The sequence below is a fragment of the Thermoflexibacter ruber genome (assembly GCF_900113045.1).
GTDB classification, from domain to species: Bacteria; Bacteroidota; Bacteroidia; order Cytophagales; family Thermoflexibacteraceae; genus Thermoflexibacter; species Thermoflexibacter ruber.
Genome location: NZ_FONY01000027.1, coordinates 1 through 15,176, shown reverse-complemented (window position 1 = coordinate 15,176; position 15,176 = coordinate 1). Strand labels below are relative to the sequence as shown.

The following is a 15,176-nucleotide window of genomic DNA, read 5'->3' as shown; positions in this document are numbered from 1 at the left end:
ATCAGTTTTAACCTCTCGCTAATTTTCTTTTCTCGTCCCATTTTTTGATGCTCGGGTATATCAACACTGCTAGTAAAATAATCAAAGTGCCTACGTAAAACTCTTTGCTCATTACTTGATGCTCATTAAAAAAGAGTACTGCCAACAAAATTCCATACACAGGCTCTAAGTTTACCGTCAAATTGACGGCAAAAGCAGAAATCCTCTTCATCAGTTCTACGGCTACTGAATAGGCATATACCGTACAAACTAAAGCCAAAATAGAGAGATAAAGCCAATCCATGCCATTAGGAAGTGATTGGAAACCAATATTTTGATAGAGTAAATACTGATATACGGGTATTAAAATCGCCGTTACTAAAAATGCCCCAAGCATTTCGTAGAAAGTAATGGTAAAGTGATTGTACTTGAAAGTAAATTTGGCATTGATAATGCTAAAAATAGAAGCTAACAGAGCAGAAGCAACCGCCATGAGCAATCCGCCAATGTAATGAAATTCAAAGTGAAAGACAATATACAAGCCTAAAATTACTACCAAGCCCAGCACTACCTCGTACCATTTTATATTTTTCTTGGAAACTAAAGGTTCTATGATAGAAGTCCACAAAGAACTTGTCGCCATGCCTGCCAAACAAACTGATACGTTGGCTACGCGTGCTGCCTCAAAGAACAATATCCAATGTACCGAAATCAGACCGCCTGTAAGCATAATCTTAATGATGCCCGCTTTGTCTATCCTTATTTTTTCTTTGCGAAGATAGAGAAAAAACAACAAGCCAAGAGAAGCAAGTAAGGTTCTGTAAAGCACTAACTCAGTAGAAGGCACATGAATCAGCCTCCCTAAGATAGCCGTAAATCCCCAAAGTAAGACTAAAAAGTGTAACTGCAAGTAATCTCTGAACATGAATTACAAATGTTATATTTGGTAGGGACAGAGCCGCTTATATTACTTGATTTAGGTAGAGTCAAAAATGTAATGCCGCAGACAATGATGCTACATAATAACATTCCGACATTATTGGCTCAACACCGCCTTGCAGACTAAGCAAGCTAAAAGCCCTAATTTCCTTTTGTTGGAGGTGTATAGGCTTCGGATAAGTTCCAAGTGAAGCCCTCGCCTGTATGTACTACATATACCCACTGCTCCTCTCCCGATTTAAGCGTATATTTACCCCTGTAAGTTCCTGAATTTTCTGGAGCAATACTAAAATCAATGAGTTCTTTACCTTTTTCTAAACTTTTGATAATTTGATACTTGGTAATGGTTTGTAATACATTAAGGTCATTTTCAGGATACCAGCCTTTCTCGGGGTGAGCGATAAAAGAGATTTTCTCTCCTGTTTTTAGCAAGGCTTTGCCTTTAAAAGTTCCCTGCTCGTCTGCTTTTTGCATACTTAGGTCGGTAACTCTCATACCTATATTCTTGCTCATGTCCCGAGCTAAAGCTGAGCCAAAGGTTTCCCTACCAATGTATCCGTCTGAGGCATCATCTTTTTTGAGCAAAGCCTCTATGCGAGAGCTGTCTTCCATGATGCCAACAGCTACCAAAATGTCTTTATTGAGAGAATCAGGTGCTACAGTCAAAGAAATACAAGGCACACCATCTGCCATTTTCATTAGTGTTTGCTTTATTTTTCTATCTCTTTCGTTCAAATCTTCCCCGCAAGCAGTTAAAATAAAAATACTGATAATGCCCAAAAGATAAAACTGTTTCATAAATTAAAAAATTAATAATAAACTAAATAATTAGTTTTTCCTAAAAGATTTTGTAAAATTTTATCAAGTTTAGTAAGTATTATAAGTAAGCTCTTTGATTTTTCCCTTCCATGAAATTAATAAAAGCACGGTTCACTACTCTATTCCCACCTGCGGTAGGGTAATCCCCTGTGAAATACCAATCTCCTGAGTGGTTAGGACAGGCTTTATGCAGGTTTTCTACGGTTTGGAATACAACTTTGACTTCGGCTTTTACGTGCTTAGGCTTTACGATTTCTGCAATCTTGTCAGAAATCTGCTCGTCAGTAAAAGGAGCATAAATTTCCTTGACATAGTTCTTAACTTTATGTTTTTCTAACTTTAAAGAGTCTAAGCATTTATGATAAACTTCTTCTAATAAATATTGGCTTTTGGTTTCTTTGAGCAAGGCAAGAGCAGCACGAAAAGCAACAAAATCTTGCATTCGCGACATATCTATACCGTAGCAGTCAGGATAGCGGATTTGAGGGGCAGAAGAAACGATGACTATACGTTTGGGTTCTAATTTCTCCAGCATGTTGATAATACTTTTTTCCAAAGTTGTCCCTCTAACTATGGAATCATCTATGACCACCACTGTATCTATTCGCTTTCTAATTACCTCATAAGTAGTATCATATACGTGAGCTACCAAGTCCTCTCTGTGTCTATCGTCAGTAATAAAAGTACGCATCTTGGCATCTTTGATGACCAATTTTTCTACTCTTGGTCTAAAAGACAGCACTTTCTCTATCTCTTCGTGGGAGAGTTTGCCTGAGATAATCGCTTTTTTCCTTTGGTCTATCAAAAAGCGTTCTACGCCTTTGGTTAAGCCCAAGAAAGCCGTTTCTGCGGTATTAGGAATATATGAAAAAACGGTATTTTCTAAGTCGTAGTCTATGGCTTTCAGTATGTTATCTGTCAAAAGCCTTCCTAATTCTTTTCTTTCGCGGTAAATATCGGGATCTGTGCCTCTTGAAAAGTAGATGCGTTCAAAACTACAAGATTTTTTTTCCAAGACTTCTGTAAACTGAAACTCGCCTAACTCCCCACTACGTTGAATAATAAGCGCATGTGCAGGACTAATTTCCTTGATTTCACTGTACTGCACGTCAAACGCAGTCTTAATGGCAGGTTTTTCAGAAGCTACCACTACCACTTCCTCATCGGCATAGTAATAAGCAGGGCGAATCCCTGCGGGGTCTCTTGCTACGAAAGCCGCACCATATCCCGTCAAACCTGCCATCACGTAACCTCCATCAAAATCTTTGCAAGAGCGTTGTAAAACTCTCTGCAAATCAATGTGTTCTGAAAGCAAGTCTGTGATTTCTTGGTTAGTATATCCCTGTTCGTTAAAAATATCAAATAAACGCTGGTTTTCCATATCCAAGAAATGCCCTATTTTTTCCAATACGGTAACTGTGTCTGCCATCGCTTTGGGGTGCTGACCTAAACTAACCAATTTATCGAACTGTTCATCTACATTGGTCATATTAAAATTCCCTGCTACCACCAAGTTTCTACTGCGCCAGTTATTTTTCCTAATAAACGGGTGGCAATTTTCTATGGAATTTTCCCCATGTGTTCCGTACCGCAAATGCCCTAATAGCAATTCTCCAGAGAACGGCACATTGTGATGAAGCCAGTGAGCATTCAGGTATTCTTTGTGAAAATTACTTTTTGCCTTATTAAATTTTTTATAGATTTTTTTAAAAATATCTGCAATAGGTTGGGACTTTACGGAGCGTTCTCTGAAAATATAAGGATAGCCGGGTTTGGAATTGAGTACGATATTCGCTACACCTGCGCCGTCTTGTCCACGATTATGCTGTTTTTCCATTAGTAAGTACAACTTATCTAAGGCATAAGTAGGTGTACCGTATTTCTCTATATAATAAGAAAGAGGTTTACGAAGTCTGATAAGTGCTATACCGCACTCATGGTTTACTGTATCAGTCATAAAAAATTGCAGTGCAGAAAATTGATACTGCAAAGTTGCGAAAATTAATTGAGATTTTCTAATTTTTCGAGTTTTGAAATAGATAGCAGATAAAATTAATCAAATGCTCATTTCAATTGCTTTAAGCAAAATATTTATGCCTTTACAAAATAAATACAGAACACAGATTTGGGATATTAACTAAGTAATCACAGTTTTATCTGCGAAAATCAGTTTTATTTGTCAAATCTGTGTTCTTAAAGTTATCTAAAAGATTTTATTTGCTATCTTATCTATCTGTTAATCTATTCCAAAAGCATAGTAACGTATTTCGCCTTCTTCAGGGTGTATGCCCTCTATCATGATCCCTCCCTTTGCTCCTTCTAAGGCTTTGACCACATCTTCAGGACTTTTTATCAATTTATTACCTATGCGTGTAATGATAAAGCCTTCTCTGATGTCAGTATGCTTGCTAATTTTGCCACGACCTACTGACTTTACCTTAGCCCCACCTTCTATTTCCAAACGCTTCAATTCTTTTTCTGATACTTTCTCTAACTCAATACCCAACAAGTCAAACTTAGTCTGAGTTACAGGTTTTTTAGCTACTTCTGTGCTTCCTTCCCTTGTTTTCAAGGTTACTTTGATTTCCTTTTCTTTGCCATCTCTGATGAGCAGTAGCGTTACTACATCACCGGGACGATGCCTTCCTACAAACTCTTGGAGTTCGGGAACAGATTTTACAGGTGTTCCATCTACTTTGATAATTACGTCTTGTGGCTTTACACCTGCCGCTGCTGCAGAGCCGTTCGCCATCAGGCTATCTACATAGACCCCTTCGGTAATATTCAAGTCTAACTCCTTAGCCAGCTTTGCATCTAAGTTTCTGATAATGATACCCAAATAGCCTCTTTGTACCGAACCAAACTTTTTGATGTCCTCAGTTACTTTTTTTACCAAATTAGAAGGTACAGCAAAAGAATAACCAGCAAAAGAACCTGTTTGCGAAGCAATTGCGGTATTGATTCCTATGAGTTCCCCGTTCATATTGACCAAAGCACCGCCACTATTGCCGGGATTTACTGCTGCATCAGTTTGGATAAAAGACTCTATAGCAGAGTTGTCTTGGCTTCGCAAAATATTGATATTACGAGCTTTGGCACTCACAATCCCTGCGGTTACAGTCGAGGTTAGATTAAAAGGATTACCAACAGCTACCACCCATTCGCCTACTCTTACCGCATCAGAATTGCCAAAAGGAAGTGTAGGCAAATCTTTTTCATTAATTTTAATGAGTGCCAAGTCAGTAGAAGGGTCGGTACCAATAATGGTTCCTTTGTATGAACGTTTGTCGTACAAGGTTACTTCCACTTGGTCGGCGTTATCAATCACGTGATTATTGGTAACGATGAAGCCATCACTACTGATAATCACCCCCGAACCTGCCCCTTGTTGAGGTATTCTTCTGTTTTCAAAGGGGTTTTCTCCAAACAAGTCAAACAAATCTTCTAAAGATTGGGGCTGACGACGACGTTCTGAGGTACGTGTGCTACCAAAAGTAGATTTGATATGCACTACGGCAGGATTAGCTTTTTCCGCTACTATAGTAAAATCAGCTAATCCCCCTTCTCCAAAGCGTGTTAGAGTAGAAGGGCTACTTGTAACTTGTTGGAAGATGATTTCTTTTTTATCAAATCCTGCCAGTTTGTATAGACCTATGCTTGCTGCACCGCCTACCAAGGCAATGAGCAATGTTATCATTATTTTTTTCATAAGTTTTTATCTATCAATGTTTTGTTTTATTAGATTATTCGTTATGGTTAATTTCACAAATCTAAAACTGTATTTATATGTTTGTAAATGCTTAGAAAAGTTACCCATATGAATAAATACAATTCTATTTTCACTTTGTTAGCTTATTTAACAATATCTATACAAAAAAAGTAACATTGACCTTACAACCCTCTGCATTAAGAATAATTAACTACAAAATCCCACTTATACCAAGAGTTGTTTAAAATTTATTGCAAAGACAAAGACAATATGTCAGTTTTTATAAAAAGCAGAACCCTTAATACTGACACAATATCATAAAATTAGATTGAGTTTTCTTGCCAATTTGATTTTTGAAAAATGTTTGAAAACATAGGTAGATGTTTCATTTTACGTCATGGCTTTCTACTTTGGTGATGAAATATTTAGTATCTCCACGCCAAAAAAATTGAAAAAACTTCTCTTCATAGGATAATTTGACGTGAGAACCGTCTAACATGGCTTTCTCGATGGCTTGAATGACATCTTTGCGGCTTCCATCAACTGAAAAGTCCCATGTACTACTTACCATTCCTCTGCTGCTATTGATACCACCCACATCTACCGAACCTTCGTAGGTTTTGAAAATATAGCCTTTACGCGTAAATTTGGTGATTTTGCCTGCTCGAAAACCTGTGCTATATTCTACATTATAAGCAAAGGTAAAGAAGCCCGCAGTACCTAAGACAACGACTGCTAAGCTAATCCATAATATTTTTTTAAAAAGTTTCATGTTTGTATTAGTTTTATTCGGAAATGGAATCAAAGCCTCTAATTTAAGAAATATTTTTGATTTTATCCTTAGTTGAGTGTTTTTATCCGCCTGCTACCTGATTTATTAGGTTGGGAAGTATGATGTTGATAATTGTACCTTCTCCATACTTGCTTTGGATTTGGATAGTCCCATTCATGCGTTCTACGGATTGCTTTACGATGTAAAGCCCCAAACCTGAGCCATCGGAGCGTTCGGTAGCCCTTACAAACATGCCGAAAACCTTATTAAGGTATTCTTCTTTGATGCCTATGCCGTTGTCTGTGAAAGTAATATTGGCGTATTCGGGTGTAACTTGAATATCTATGCTTAAAAAACTTTGCTCAATGTATGGCTTTCGGTACTTGATAGCATTGGAAATAATGTTGCGGAAGATGCTATTTACTCTCAATGAATCACTATAAAACTTGCTTTCTTGGTCTTCTATGTTGATATCTACTGCAATTTTATCAAAATTTTCTAAATATTTAAAGTCATTCAAGCACTCGTCTATGAGTATATAAAAGAAAATCTCCTCTGGATTAAATTCTTCCCTACTAATTCGGGCAAAGTTGAGCATGGACTTGACAAAAGAATCCAAACGCAAGACGCTTTTCTCTATGTGCTTGACTGATTCATGCAGGCGTTGGGGGTCGGTTTCTACCTTCATCAGATTGACTAATCCCAAAATAGAGGTAAAAGGAGAACGAATATCGTGAGAAATCTTATAGACAAACTGGTCAAGCTCGAAGTTTCTATCAGAGAGTTCTTTGACCAACTTTGTCATCTCTTCTTTCTGTGCCATCAAGACCTCATTGGCTTTATCTAATTCTTGATTTTTGGTAGTAAGTGCATCAAACGCAATTTTGAGGTTTTCTTGCTGGCTTAGGAGTTCCTCATTTACTGCATCTAATTCTTTGTGCTTCACAGATAATTCACTTAATGCCATTTTAAGGTCTTCTTGCTGGCTGATAAGTTCTTCGTTTGCCGACATTAGTTTATGCTCATGCTCGGCAAGAATTTGGTTCTGCTCTTTGAGTTTTTTGATGTGATGGGCATAATGTCTAAGCAGTTTTTGAATATCTTTTTCCGCATCTTTCTGTGGGGTAATATTCTCTACGTATCCTATGACTTTGGTTACTTCTCCTTGTTCATTTTTAGCAAAAACTCTAATATTATCTCTCACCCAAATCCACTGCTCATCAGCATTTTTTACCCTATATTCTCCTACTACTACCTCATCTTGGGAAAGATTCCTCACTTTTTCCCAAGTATCATAGAGCATTTCTATGTCTTGCGGGTGTACTTGCAACGTTTGCTCAACTACCTTTTGGGCAGAATTTCCCAAAATCTGCTCTACTTCATAACCAAATAATTTTTTGATATGATGATTTACATATACATATTTGCTTTGGCTTACATCATATACATATACCAAATGTGGAATCGTCACAAGCAGCTTTTGAATAAAGTCTGCCTCTTTCCCATTTTCAATCAGATTGTAAATAGTACTATTATTTTGATAGTTGTTACCCATTAGTGTTTGGTAAGAGATGCTATGCAAATCCTAATTTTTTGCGAACCTTGTCCAATACCCTTTGTGCGATGGCTTTTGCTTTTTCTTCTCCCTCATTCAATTTTTTGTCCAACTCAGGAAGATGGCTCATGTAATAATTAAAAACTTCTCTTTCCTTAGCAAACTTAGCTTTAATAAGTTCTAAAAGTTCAGTTTTAGCATGTCCATACCCATAATTGCCAGCTAAGTAATTAACTCTCATTTTTGCAACTTGTTCATCACTTCCTAACAAAGCATAAATTTTAAAGACATTACAAGTGTCTGGATTTTTTGGTTCTTCCAAAGGAGTACTGTCTGTAACGATACTCATGACTTGTTTTTTGAGGTCTTTGTCTGAGAGAAAAATGTCAATGGTATTGTTGTAGGATTTACTCATTTTTTGCCCATCTGTACCGGGAATGACCATGACCTCCTCGCTAATTTTTGCTTCTGGTACTACAAAAACCTCTCCATATTCTGCATTGAACTTTTCAGCAATATCTCTGGTAATTTCTAAGTGTTGCTTCTGGTCTTTACCTACGGGAACAAAATTGGCATCGTAGAGCAAGATGTCCGCTGCCTGTAGCACAGGATACGTAAAAAGCCCTGCATTGACATCGGCTAATTTCTCAGACTTATCTTTGAAAGAAGTAGCATTTGCCAGCATTGGGTAGGGAGTAAAACAGTTTAAGTACCATGCTAATTCGGTATGTGCAGGCACGCGCGACTGCCTCCAAAAGGTATTTTTTTGTGTATCAAAGCCAAATGCAAGCCATGCGGCCGCTACAGCATAGATATATTCTTTGCGTTTTTCTCCGTCTTTGATAGTAGTAAGCGAATGTAAGTCCGCTATAAAGAAAAAAGATTCGTTTTGCTCTGATTTGGAAAGCTCAATAGCCGGAATGATTGCCCCCAATAAATTGCCTAAATGTGGTCTGCCCGAGCTTTGGATACCTGTAAGTATTCTCGCCATGTATGAAAGTAATAAGTCGTCGCTAAATATTAAACTTCTTACAAAATTGCTATGTTAAATTGAGATTTGAAAAATTTTAAACAAAAAAAACTGAAATCTCAGACTTATTTACAAGGTTTTAGATAACTTCGTTTTCAGAAAGTTAAAAATAGCTAAACGCATAAGTAAAAAACTCTTATGCTATTCATCAGCATAAACTAACTTAGTTTTTATCATGTTAGTCAAAGACAAAAATTTCAATTTATTTATTCCACAAGCAAAAATTCAGCAACGTATCTCTGAACTAAGCAAGCAGATAGCACGGGACTATCAAGACCTTAATCCTTTGTTTATTACTATCTTAAATGGGGCTTTTATTTTCGCTGCAGACCTGATTCGCCAGATAGATATTGTGTCTGAGATTACTTTTGTCAAATTTACTTCTTATGAATCCATGCAAAGCACAGGAAAAGTCGACCAAATTCTTGGCTTTGACGATGACGTATTCCAACGCCACGTAGTACTAATAGAAGATATAGTAGATACGGGACTGACCATTTCTGAGATTATGCAAGAGTTAAAAAGGTTTCGCCCTGAGTCTTTAGAAGTAGTTACTTTGCTGATGAAGCCTTCTGCATTAAAAAAAGAAGTACAAATCAAATATGTGGGTTTTGAGATTGAGAATAAGTTTGTAGTGGGCTATGGTTTAGACTATGACGGCTACGGAAGGAATCTGCAAGATATTTATGTGGTCGAGGAGATTTGATTTAAGTTCACAAGGTCAATATAAATCTTACTTAGCCTATTTTTAAAAGCCTCTTTTCCATACTTGCCTACTACACTTTCCCTAATTTTTTGAGGGTCAAAAACTATTTCTTTATTTTTGATTTTAAGGATAGCTTCTGCCATTGCTTGATAGTCTTGAAGGGGAACGATGATGCCGTTTTCTTGATTGACCATATCTTCTACACCTCCGTTTGCCGTAGAAACTATAGGTTTGCCACACATGAGAGCTTCGCAAACTGCGACCCCAAATGACTCTACAATACTCGAAGAGACAAAAACATCACAGTTTTGATAAAAACTAACTATCTCCTCTCTTGGAATTATATAGTGAAAATGACAAAATTGGGCTATGCCTAAGTCTTTGCATATTTTTTCATAATCTTCAAACTGAATAGTATCTTCTCTACTTCTCGATAAGATGATTTCAACCTTAATGTCTTCGTGTCCTGCTTTTATCAGCTCATTTACTGAATACAAAAATGTTTTTAAATCCTTTTCAAAAGAAGGACGTACTGTGTTTAAAATTACAAATTTACTTTTTTCACTTATTTGATTTTTTATAAAAAAATGAGATTCATCTACTAAGTTGCCCACTACATCTATTGGACGGTAAATTTTATGTATCAATAAAAGATGTTTTTGATGATTACTTACTACCAAAACAGCATTAGCATTTAACAAGTTATGAATGATTCTATTACTTAAATAATAAGAATACTCATGTAATAAAAAGGTGCTCGTATGCTCTGTAATAATAAATGGTATATCAAAACTCTGTTGTAATACACTTGCTACAATGCCAGAGGGATTCGTAACATGCGCATGTATCAAATCAGGCTTCCAATTTTCCTTTTCTATCCAATAATTGAGTGCAGTTTTAAAACACTCTTCCATGAGGTAAAGGTTATGATGGGCTTCTAAGTCAGGAGAGTAGAAATAAGTCGCTTCGTAGGCTGCTGGAGGAGCGATAGGGTATGGGCTGATTTTGCTTGGAAGATTTTGCTTTAGGTATTTGGTTTTGATTTTTTGCAGTAAAAAATCAAAGCGAGAAATGTATATAGGCTTTCCTACTAATACTCTTACATCAAAATCTTCAGTCATCAAGGCAGACTGCTCTTGCACAAAAATACCCTGCACAGGGTTCGCCAGCGAGGGATACCAAGGAGAAAGTACTAAAATTTTGGGTTTTTTCATAAAGCCATACAAAAGTCTATATTTTCTACAGCCTCAGTTTGTTCTTTTTCTTCTATCAAAGAAAGATAATTATTTGCATATTTTTCACTTACCTCTTCCAAAATTTCTAAGACTTGGCTGTATGTAGGGGCTTCGACTAATCTGGTGCGAAAAGGTTTAAAGTCTGGTAAATTTTTAAAATAGCTTGTATAATGCCTTCTCATTTCAAAAATTCCCAATTTTTCTCCTTTCCACCGCACAGAAAAATCCAAGTGCTTTTTGCAAGTTTCTATTCTTTCTTGGAAGGTAGGCGGGGGGAGTTTTTCCCCTGTTTGGAAAAAGTGTTTGACTTCCCTAAAAATCCAAGGATAGCCAATAGCTGCACGCCCAATCATCATGCCATCCACGCCATACTTATTTTTGTACTCGAGGGCTTTTTCTGGAGAATCTATGTCGCCATTCCCAAAAATAGGAATGTGAATGTCTGCTCTCTCTTTGATTTCTGCAATCCAACGCCAATCTGCTACGCCTTTATACATCTGCGACCTTGTGCGAGCATGGATAGTGATTGCTTGTACGCCTACATCTTGTAGTCTTTTTACCGCCTCGTGTATATTGATGGAATTATCGTCCCAGCCCAAGCGAGTTTTGACTGTTACAGGTCTTTTGCAGATTTTGACGATTTCTTCTGTGATTTTCTGCATTTTAGGAAGGTCTTTGAGCAAACCCGCTCCGGCTCCCTTGCAAGCTACGTTTTTCACGGGACAGCCGTAGTTAATGTCCACTAACTCAGGATTAGTCGCATCGGCTATTGCCGCTGCCTCTCTCATGACCTCCACTTTGTCGCCAAAAATTTGTATGCCAATAGGTCGCTCGTATTCAAAAATATCTAATTTCTGAATACTTTTTGCCGCATCTCTAATCAGTCCTTCTGCCGAGATAAACTCCGTGTACATCAAATCTACTCCATTTTCCTTACAAACTGCCCTAAAAGGCGGGTCGCTTACGTCCTCCATAGGTGCGAGCAGTAAGGGAAAATCTGGCAAAATTACCTCTCCTATTTTCATATATTTAGTTTATTTTGTGCTTTACATGCTATGAAACTTTCTAAGAAATTCGGTCTAACTATCGTCTGACCTGCTTAAAATACACCAGAAGAGATATTAAACATACTTCTCAGATAGCTCATAAGCAAAATTTAAGGGGTTCTTTGACACTTGTAGTGGAGTTAGATACTACATGTAAATTAAGCCCGTGGGGCTGTCATCTTTGTGGAAAAGAGCAAGCCCAATATACAGCAACGCCATAGGCGTAAAATATACCACCGCTACGCGGTTTTATTCATTATTTTCTACAATAATAGCACACCTACGGTGTTAGTCAATGGCAGACTAAAAACATAAGTTTTACACAGTAAAGTGTCAGAGAACCAATTTAAATTGCAAATTTACAACATAAAAGCTAAACTTTGGCAAAAATTTATTCTCTATGTATTCTTTTATTCAACAAGATAGCTATACGCTCGCCTTCCAAGTGTTTGGGAAAGGAGATAAAAAATTATTAGCTTTTCATGGATACGGTCAAGAAAGCATTGTTTTTCAAGAAGTTACTAAAAGTTTTCCTGGGCATACTATTTACAGTATTGACCTATTTTTTCATGGGAAAAGTGAATGGAAAGGAAATTTAAGCCATCTGAATTTTTCAGTGTGGAAACAAATTTTAGCCAATTTCTTATCTGATAACCAGATAACTACTTTTGATTTGATTGGGTTTTCCATGGGAGGAAGAATAGCTTTGGTGAGTGCTTTTCTTTTCCCTGAAAAAGTCCATTCGCTTTATCTGCTCGCCCCAGACGGTATTCAAATCAATGCTTGGTATAGAGTAGCGACAAAATTTCCACCTTTACAAAAAATTTTCAAATATTTTACACACACAGAAACAGATTTTTATAGAAAAACGGTAAAACGTTTAGGCAAATACGGACTAATCCATAAGACCGTCTTAAAGTTAGCAGATACCGAAATGAGAACTCCTCAAAAACGCAGAAAGGTCTATCAGACATGGATGCTGTACCGCTTTTTGGAGGTAGATGTCAAAGAATTAGCCAAGGTGCTCAATAGAGCGGAAATAAAAGTTTTTTTCTATGTAGGTAAGTATGATAGGCTAATCAATATACAGACTATCAAGCCTTTGCAGTATAGATTGGCAAAGCGTGAAATCAAAGTCTTAGAATGTGGGCATCATCAATTGGTGCATCATTTTAACAATCAAGTCATTGTGTAAAAAGAAAAAGCCCACAATTTTCAGATTGTAGGCTTTTTTTTCAAATAAGACCAAATTTCAAATAACCTGTATATCGATTAGTATCTGTTGTTCTTCTTTGAATCGTAACTGTTGTTGCGTTTGTAACCTCCTCTGTCTGATGAGCCGTAGCGATTGTCGTTGCCGTAACCGCCTCTGCTTCCACTGTTTTCAGTTTTAGGAAGTGCCTTTTTAACTTGAATTTCTCTTCCACCGAGTTCAATACCATTTAATTGCTCGATAGCATTAGCGGCTTCATCATCATTTTCCATTTCGATAAAACCAAAGCCCTTAGACTTTCCTGTAAATTTATCTGTGATAATTTTTACAGATGAAACTTCACCGAACTCGGCGAAAGCCTCTTGCAACTCTCCCTCAGTAAGTTTGAAGGAAATGTTAGAAACATAAATATTCATTAAATAACAAATTAAAGTTTAACGTTTCAAAGGTAGGGAATTAATTTGGCATTTTTAGCATAAAACCCAAAATATGATAAAATATATTTTTTATTGTGCTAAAAGTAGCTGAATGACCTTACTAAACCCTTGCGAACTGACAGCCTCTATTTTTTCTATGTTGCCATGGTTGAGGTTTTCCCAAAAGCCTTTGTGTCTTTGCACCAAAAATGGTCTATCTACTACTTTTAGCATGGGGAAATCGTTCAGTCCGTCCCCTATTCCTACGGAAGTGAACTGTTTGTATTTTTTTGCAAAAAGTTCATTCAAAATTTTTACGGCTTTTCCCTTGTCGGTATCTATAGACATGACAGAGTAGAATTTACTTCCTTTGGCGATAGTTAGCCCACTTTTTAAGAGTTCTTCTTTGATTTTCAATACTTCTTTCTCGCTTAGGCTGTTCAGAAGCGTCTTGGTGTACGACTTTGCCAAAGCCTTATGTATTTTGTCCTTGTCTAAGCCCAACAAACGCTCCAACTCGTCCATAGGCATATCATTAAAACCTCTCAATCTCATTCCCAGATTTCTATTGATGTCGCGCATAGCCTTACGAATCAGGGAAACAGGCTTGCCTAATTCTATGACCTGATAGCTTTCTACTTGGCTATCAAAGTGATAAGGGAAAGAAAAATAGTTTTGAGGGATAAAAATAGCACTCCCGTTTTCTACAATGAAGGGAGCGGTAACGCCTAATTCATGCTGATAGTAAATCTGCTCAGCAAAGGTCTTGGTAGAGCAAAAAACCAGAGGAATCTGATGGGCATTGAGTTCGCCAACTGCTTCTTTGGCAAGGTCAAAAGAGTAGGTATTGATGTCTAAAAGCGTGCCGTCTAAGTCTGTATAAACAACGTATTGGTTCATGGGCAATGCGGGTTAGTTGTTGGAGAAATTGCAATACTTTTCTAAATCTATTTCTTGAAAAAACTTTTCTAAGTCAATTAAGTTCAAGGCTTTGTATTTAGTAGGCTGGTTGGGTACTTCTTCTTTGTTTATGATTTTGAGTTTTCTGAGTTCTCTTAGCACTTCTTTTTTCAGTTCACTTGGACTAATGGCTGAGTGGAAAATAACGCTTAAAGAACTTTCTATCATTTCCTTGATGTGGTCTTCGTCTTTTACCTCGTGTAGGTGCGGATTACGGGACTCGACTTGGTAAATCTCGACTGCTTTTTGCATAACCTCGGGGTACTTGCTTTCCAATACTCCACCAAACTGTTCTATTAAATTGATAAAATGATAAGTTTCAATAGAAAACCCTGCGGAATAATCTAATAGCATCGCCAAATTAGTGGTGAGAGCATGTTCGCCTGAGTTTCCTGTTTTGATGACGTCTGTTTCAAAGCCTGTGTAAAGGCTAATGAGTCTATTCAGATAGTAATTAACGTGAATTATTTTACATTTTCTTGAATAAATACAATTTGTTTGTCCTCTAATTTTTGTGGATATGCTTTTATGTTTGGTGTTTTTTCCAAAAATGTATAAGCAATTAAGCCTGCCAGCAAATTAATAAGAAAATTTTTAGGGCTTCTGTGCCTTGAATGTTCTATATTTAGTTGATTTTTAAGTACATCGAAAGCAGTTTCTATCAATCCTCTATGCCTTAAATAATAGGCTTGTGGTTCTGTTAATACTTGATTTTTCTTCATATTAGCTCTTAACTTAGTGATTAAGTGCAAGTTTCTTTCTGCAAATTCTTCTTTTAGTGCAGTAATATAACCCTT

The 15,176-nt window shown here is 36.9% G+C and carries 15 protein-coding genes; 2 read left to right on the top strand and 13 right to left on the bottom strand.

Annotated elements, in window-relative coordinates; genetic code table 11:
- Positions 1-7 precede the first annotated feature (7 nt).
- The 7 genes from BM141_RS14695 to trpS form a co-directional block, all read right to left on the bottom strand.
- Entirely contained in the window at positions 8-904 is an 897-nt protein-coding gene (locus BM141_RS14695; RefSeq protein ID WP_091547971.1) for a DMT family transporter, read from the bottom strand.
- 155 nt (positions 905-1,059) lie between these two features.
- Positions 1,060-1,716 (bottom strand): hypothetical protein, encoded by a 657-nt coding sequence (locus tag BM141_RS14690; RefSeq protein WP_091547970.1) that lies wholly within the window; start codon positions 1,714-1,716, stop codon positions 1,060-1,062.
- Between the two features lie 79 nt (positions 1,717-1,795).
- Complete coding sequence (locus tag BM141_RS14685) at positions 1,796-3,694, bottom strand: amidophosphoribosyltransferase (RefSeq protein ID WP_091547968.1); 1,899 nt, start codon at positions 3,692-3,694, stop codon at positions 1,796-1,798.
- Positions 3,695-3,973: 279 nt separating this feature from the next.
- On the bottom strand, positions 3,974-5,446 hold the full coding sequence (locus tag BM141_RS14680) for a Do family serine endopeptidase (RefSeq protein ID WP_091547966.1): 1,473 nt from the start codon (positions 5,444-5,446) through the stop codon (positions 3,974-3,976).
- 385 nt (positions 5,447-5,831) lie between these two features.
- On the bottom strand, positions 5,832-6,218 hold the full coding sequence (locus BM141_RS14675; RefSeq protein WP_091547964.1) for a hypothetical protein: 387 nt from the start codon (positions 6,216-6,218) through the stop codon (positions 5,832-5,834).
- Between the two features lie 82 nt (positions 6,219-6,300).
- Complete coding sequence (locus BM141_RS14670; RefSeq protein WP_091547962.1) at positions 6,301-7,773, bottom strand: sensor histidine kinase; 1,473 nt, start codon at positions 7,771-7,773, stop codon at positions 6,301-6,303.
- 19 nt (positions 7,774-7,792) lie between these two features.
- Positions 7,793-8,764, bottom strand: a complete 972-nt coding sequence (gene trpS / locus BM141_RS14665) for a tryptophan--tRNA ligase (RefSeq protein WP_091547960.1) — start codon at positions 8,762-8,764, stop codon at positions 7,793-7,795.
- 214 nt (positions 8,765-8,978) lie between these two features.
- Here trpS and hpt point away from each other — a divergent pair, with 214 nt between their 5' ends.
- Positions 8,979-9,509, top strand: coding sequence for a hypoxanthine phosphoribosyltransferase (hpt, locus tag BM141_RS14660; protein ID WP_317039461.1), 531 nt, complete (start codon positions 8,979-8,981; stop codon positions 9,507-9,509).
- Here the strand turns inward: hpt and BM141_RS14655 are convergent.
- Positions 9,488-10,723 (bottom strand): glycosyltransferase, encoded by a 1,236-nt coding sequence (locus BM141_RS14655; protein ID WP_091547955.1) that lies wholly within the window; start codon positions 10,721-10,723, stop codon positions 9,488-9,490. The genes hpt and BM141_RS14655 overlap by 22 nt on opposite strands.
- Positions 10,720-11,769 (bottom strand): tRNA dihydrouridine synthase DusB, encoded by a 1,050-nt coding sequence (gene dusB, locus BM141_RS14650; protein WP_091547953.1) that lies wholly within the window; start codon positions 11,767-11,769, stop codon positions 10,720-10,722. Before dusB ends, BM141_RS14655 begins: the two co-directional genes overlap by 4 nt.
- A 421-nt stretch (positions 11,770-12,190) precedes the next feature.
- Between dusB and BM141_RS14645 the strand changes: the two genes are divergently transcribed.
- Positions 12,191-12,985 carry an alpha/beta hydrolase gene (locus BM141_RS14645; RefSeq protein ID WP_091547951.1) on the top strand — a complete coding sequence of 265 codons (795 nt, stop codon included), beginning with the start codon at positions 12,191-12,193 and terminating at the stop codon, positions 12,983-12,985.
- Between the two features lie 77 nt (positions 12,986-13,062).
- On the opposite strand, the gene BM141_RS14640 is transcribed toward BM141_RS14645, so the two are convergent.
- The 4 genes from BM141_RS14640 to BM141_RS14625 form a co-directional block, all read right to left on the bottom strand.
- Positions 13,063-13,419 (bottom strand): RNA recognition motif domain-containing protein, encoded by a 357-nt coding sequence (locus BM141_RS14640; protein ID WP_091547949.1) that lies wholly within the window; start codon positions 13,417-13,419, stop codon positions 13,063-13,065.
- Between the two features lie 90 nt (positions 13,420-13,509).
- A complete protein-coding gene (gene mpgP, locus BM141_RS14635) occupies positions 13,510-14,319 on the bottom strand; it encodes a mannosyl-3-phosphoglycerate phosphatase (protein ID WP_091547947.1) in 810 nt (269 codons plus the stop codon).
- 12 nt (positions 14,320-14,331) lie between these two features.
- Complete coding sequence (locus BM141_RS14630) at positions 14,332-14,844, bottom strand: mannosyl-3-phosphoglycerate synthase (protein WP_262509461.1); 513 nt, start codon at positions 14,842-14,844, stop codon at positions 14,332-14,334.
- The coding region (locus BM141_RS14625; protein ID WP_143090942.1) for a transposase at positions 14,844-15,176 on the bottom strand (333 nt) is incomplete at its 5' end. The genes BM141_RS14625 and BM141_RS14630, both read right to left, overlap by 1 nt.

What these genes read in the sequence shown, in the direction of transcription:
- BM141_RS14695 (WP_091547971.1), bottom strand. Translation starts at nt 904, where the DNA reads ATGTTCAGAGATTACTTGCAGTTACACTTTTTAGTCTTACTTTGGGGA.
- BM141_RS14690 (WP_091547970.1), bottom strand. Translation starts at nt 1,716, where the DNA reads ATGAAACAGTTTTATCTTTTGGGCATTATCAGTATTTTTATTTTAACT.
- BM141_RS14685 (WP_091547968.1), bottom strand. Translation starts at nt 3,694, where the DNA reads ATGACTGATACAGTAAACCATGAGTGCGGTATAGCACTTATCAGACTT.
- BM141_RS14680 (WP_091547966.1), bottom strand. Translation starts at nt 5,446, where the DNA reads ATGAAAAAAATAATGATAACATTGCTCATTGCCTTGGTAGGCGGTGCA.
- BM141_RS14675 (WP_091547964.1), bottom strand. Translation starts at nt 6,218, where the DNA reads ATGAAACTTTTTAAAAAAATATTATGGATTAGCTTAGCAGTCGTTGTC.
- BM141_RS14670 (WP_091547962.1), bottom strand. Translation starts at nt 7,773, where the DNA reads ATGGGTAACAACTATCAAAATAATAGTACTATTTACAATCTGATTGAA.
- trpS (WP_091547960.1), bottom strand. Translation starts at nt 8,764, where the DNA reads ATGGCGAGAATACTTACAGGTATCCAAAGCTCGGGCAGACCACATTTA.
- hpt (WP_317039461.1), top strand. Translation starts at nt 8,979, where the DNA reads ATGTTAGTCAAAGACAAAAATTTCAATTTATTTATTCCACAAGCAAAA.
- BM141_RS14655 (WP_091547955.1), bottom strand. Translation starts at nt 10,723, where the DNA reads ATGAAAAAACCCAAAATTTTAGTACTTTCTCCTTGGTATCCCTCGCTG.
- dusB (WP_091547953.1), bottom strand. Translation starts at nt 11,769, where the DNA reads ATGAAAATAGGAGAGGTAATTTTGCCAGATTTTCCCTTACTGCTCGCA.
- BM141_RS14645 (WP_091547951.1), top strand. Translation starts at nt 12,191, where the DNA reads ATGTATTCTTTTATTCAACAAGATAGCTATACGCTCGCCTTCCAAGTG.
- BM141_RS14640 (WP_091547949.1), bottom strand. Translation starts at nt 13,419, where the DNA reads ATGAATATTTATGTTTCTAACATTTCCTTCAAACTTACTGAGGGAGAG.
- mpgP (WP_091547947.1), bottom strand. Translation starts at nt 14,319, where the DNA reads ATGAACCAATACGTTGTTTATACAGACTTAGACGGCACGCTTTTAGAC.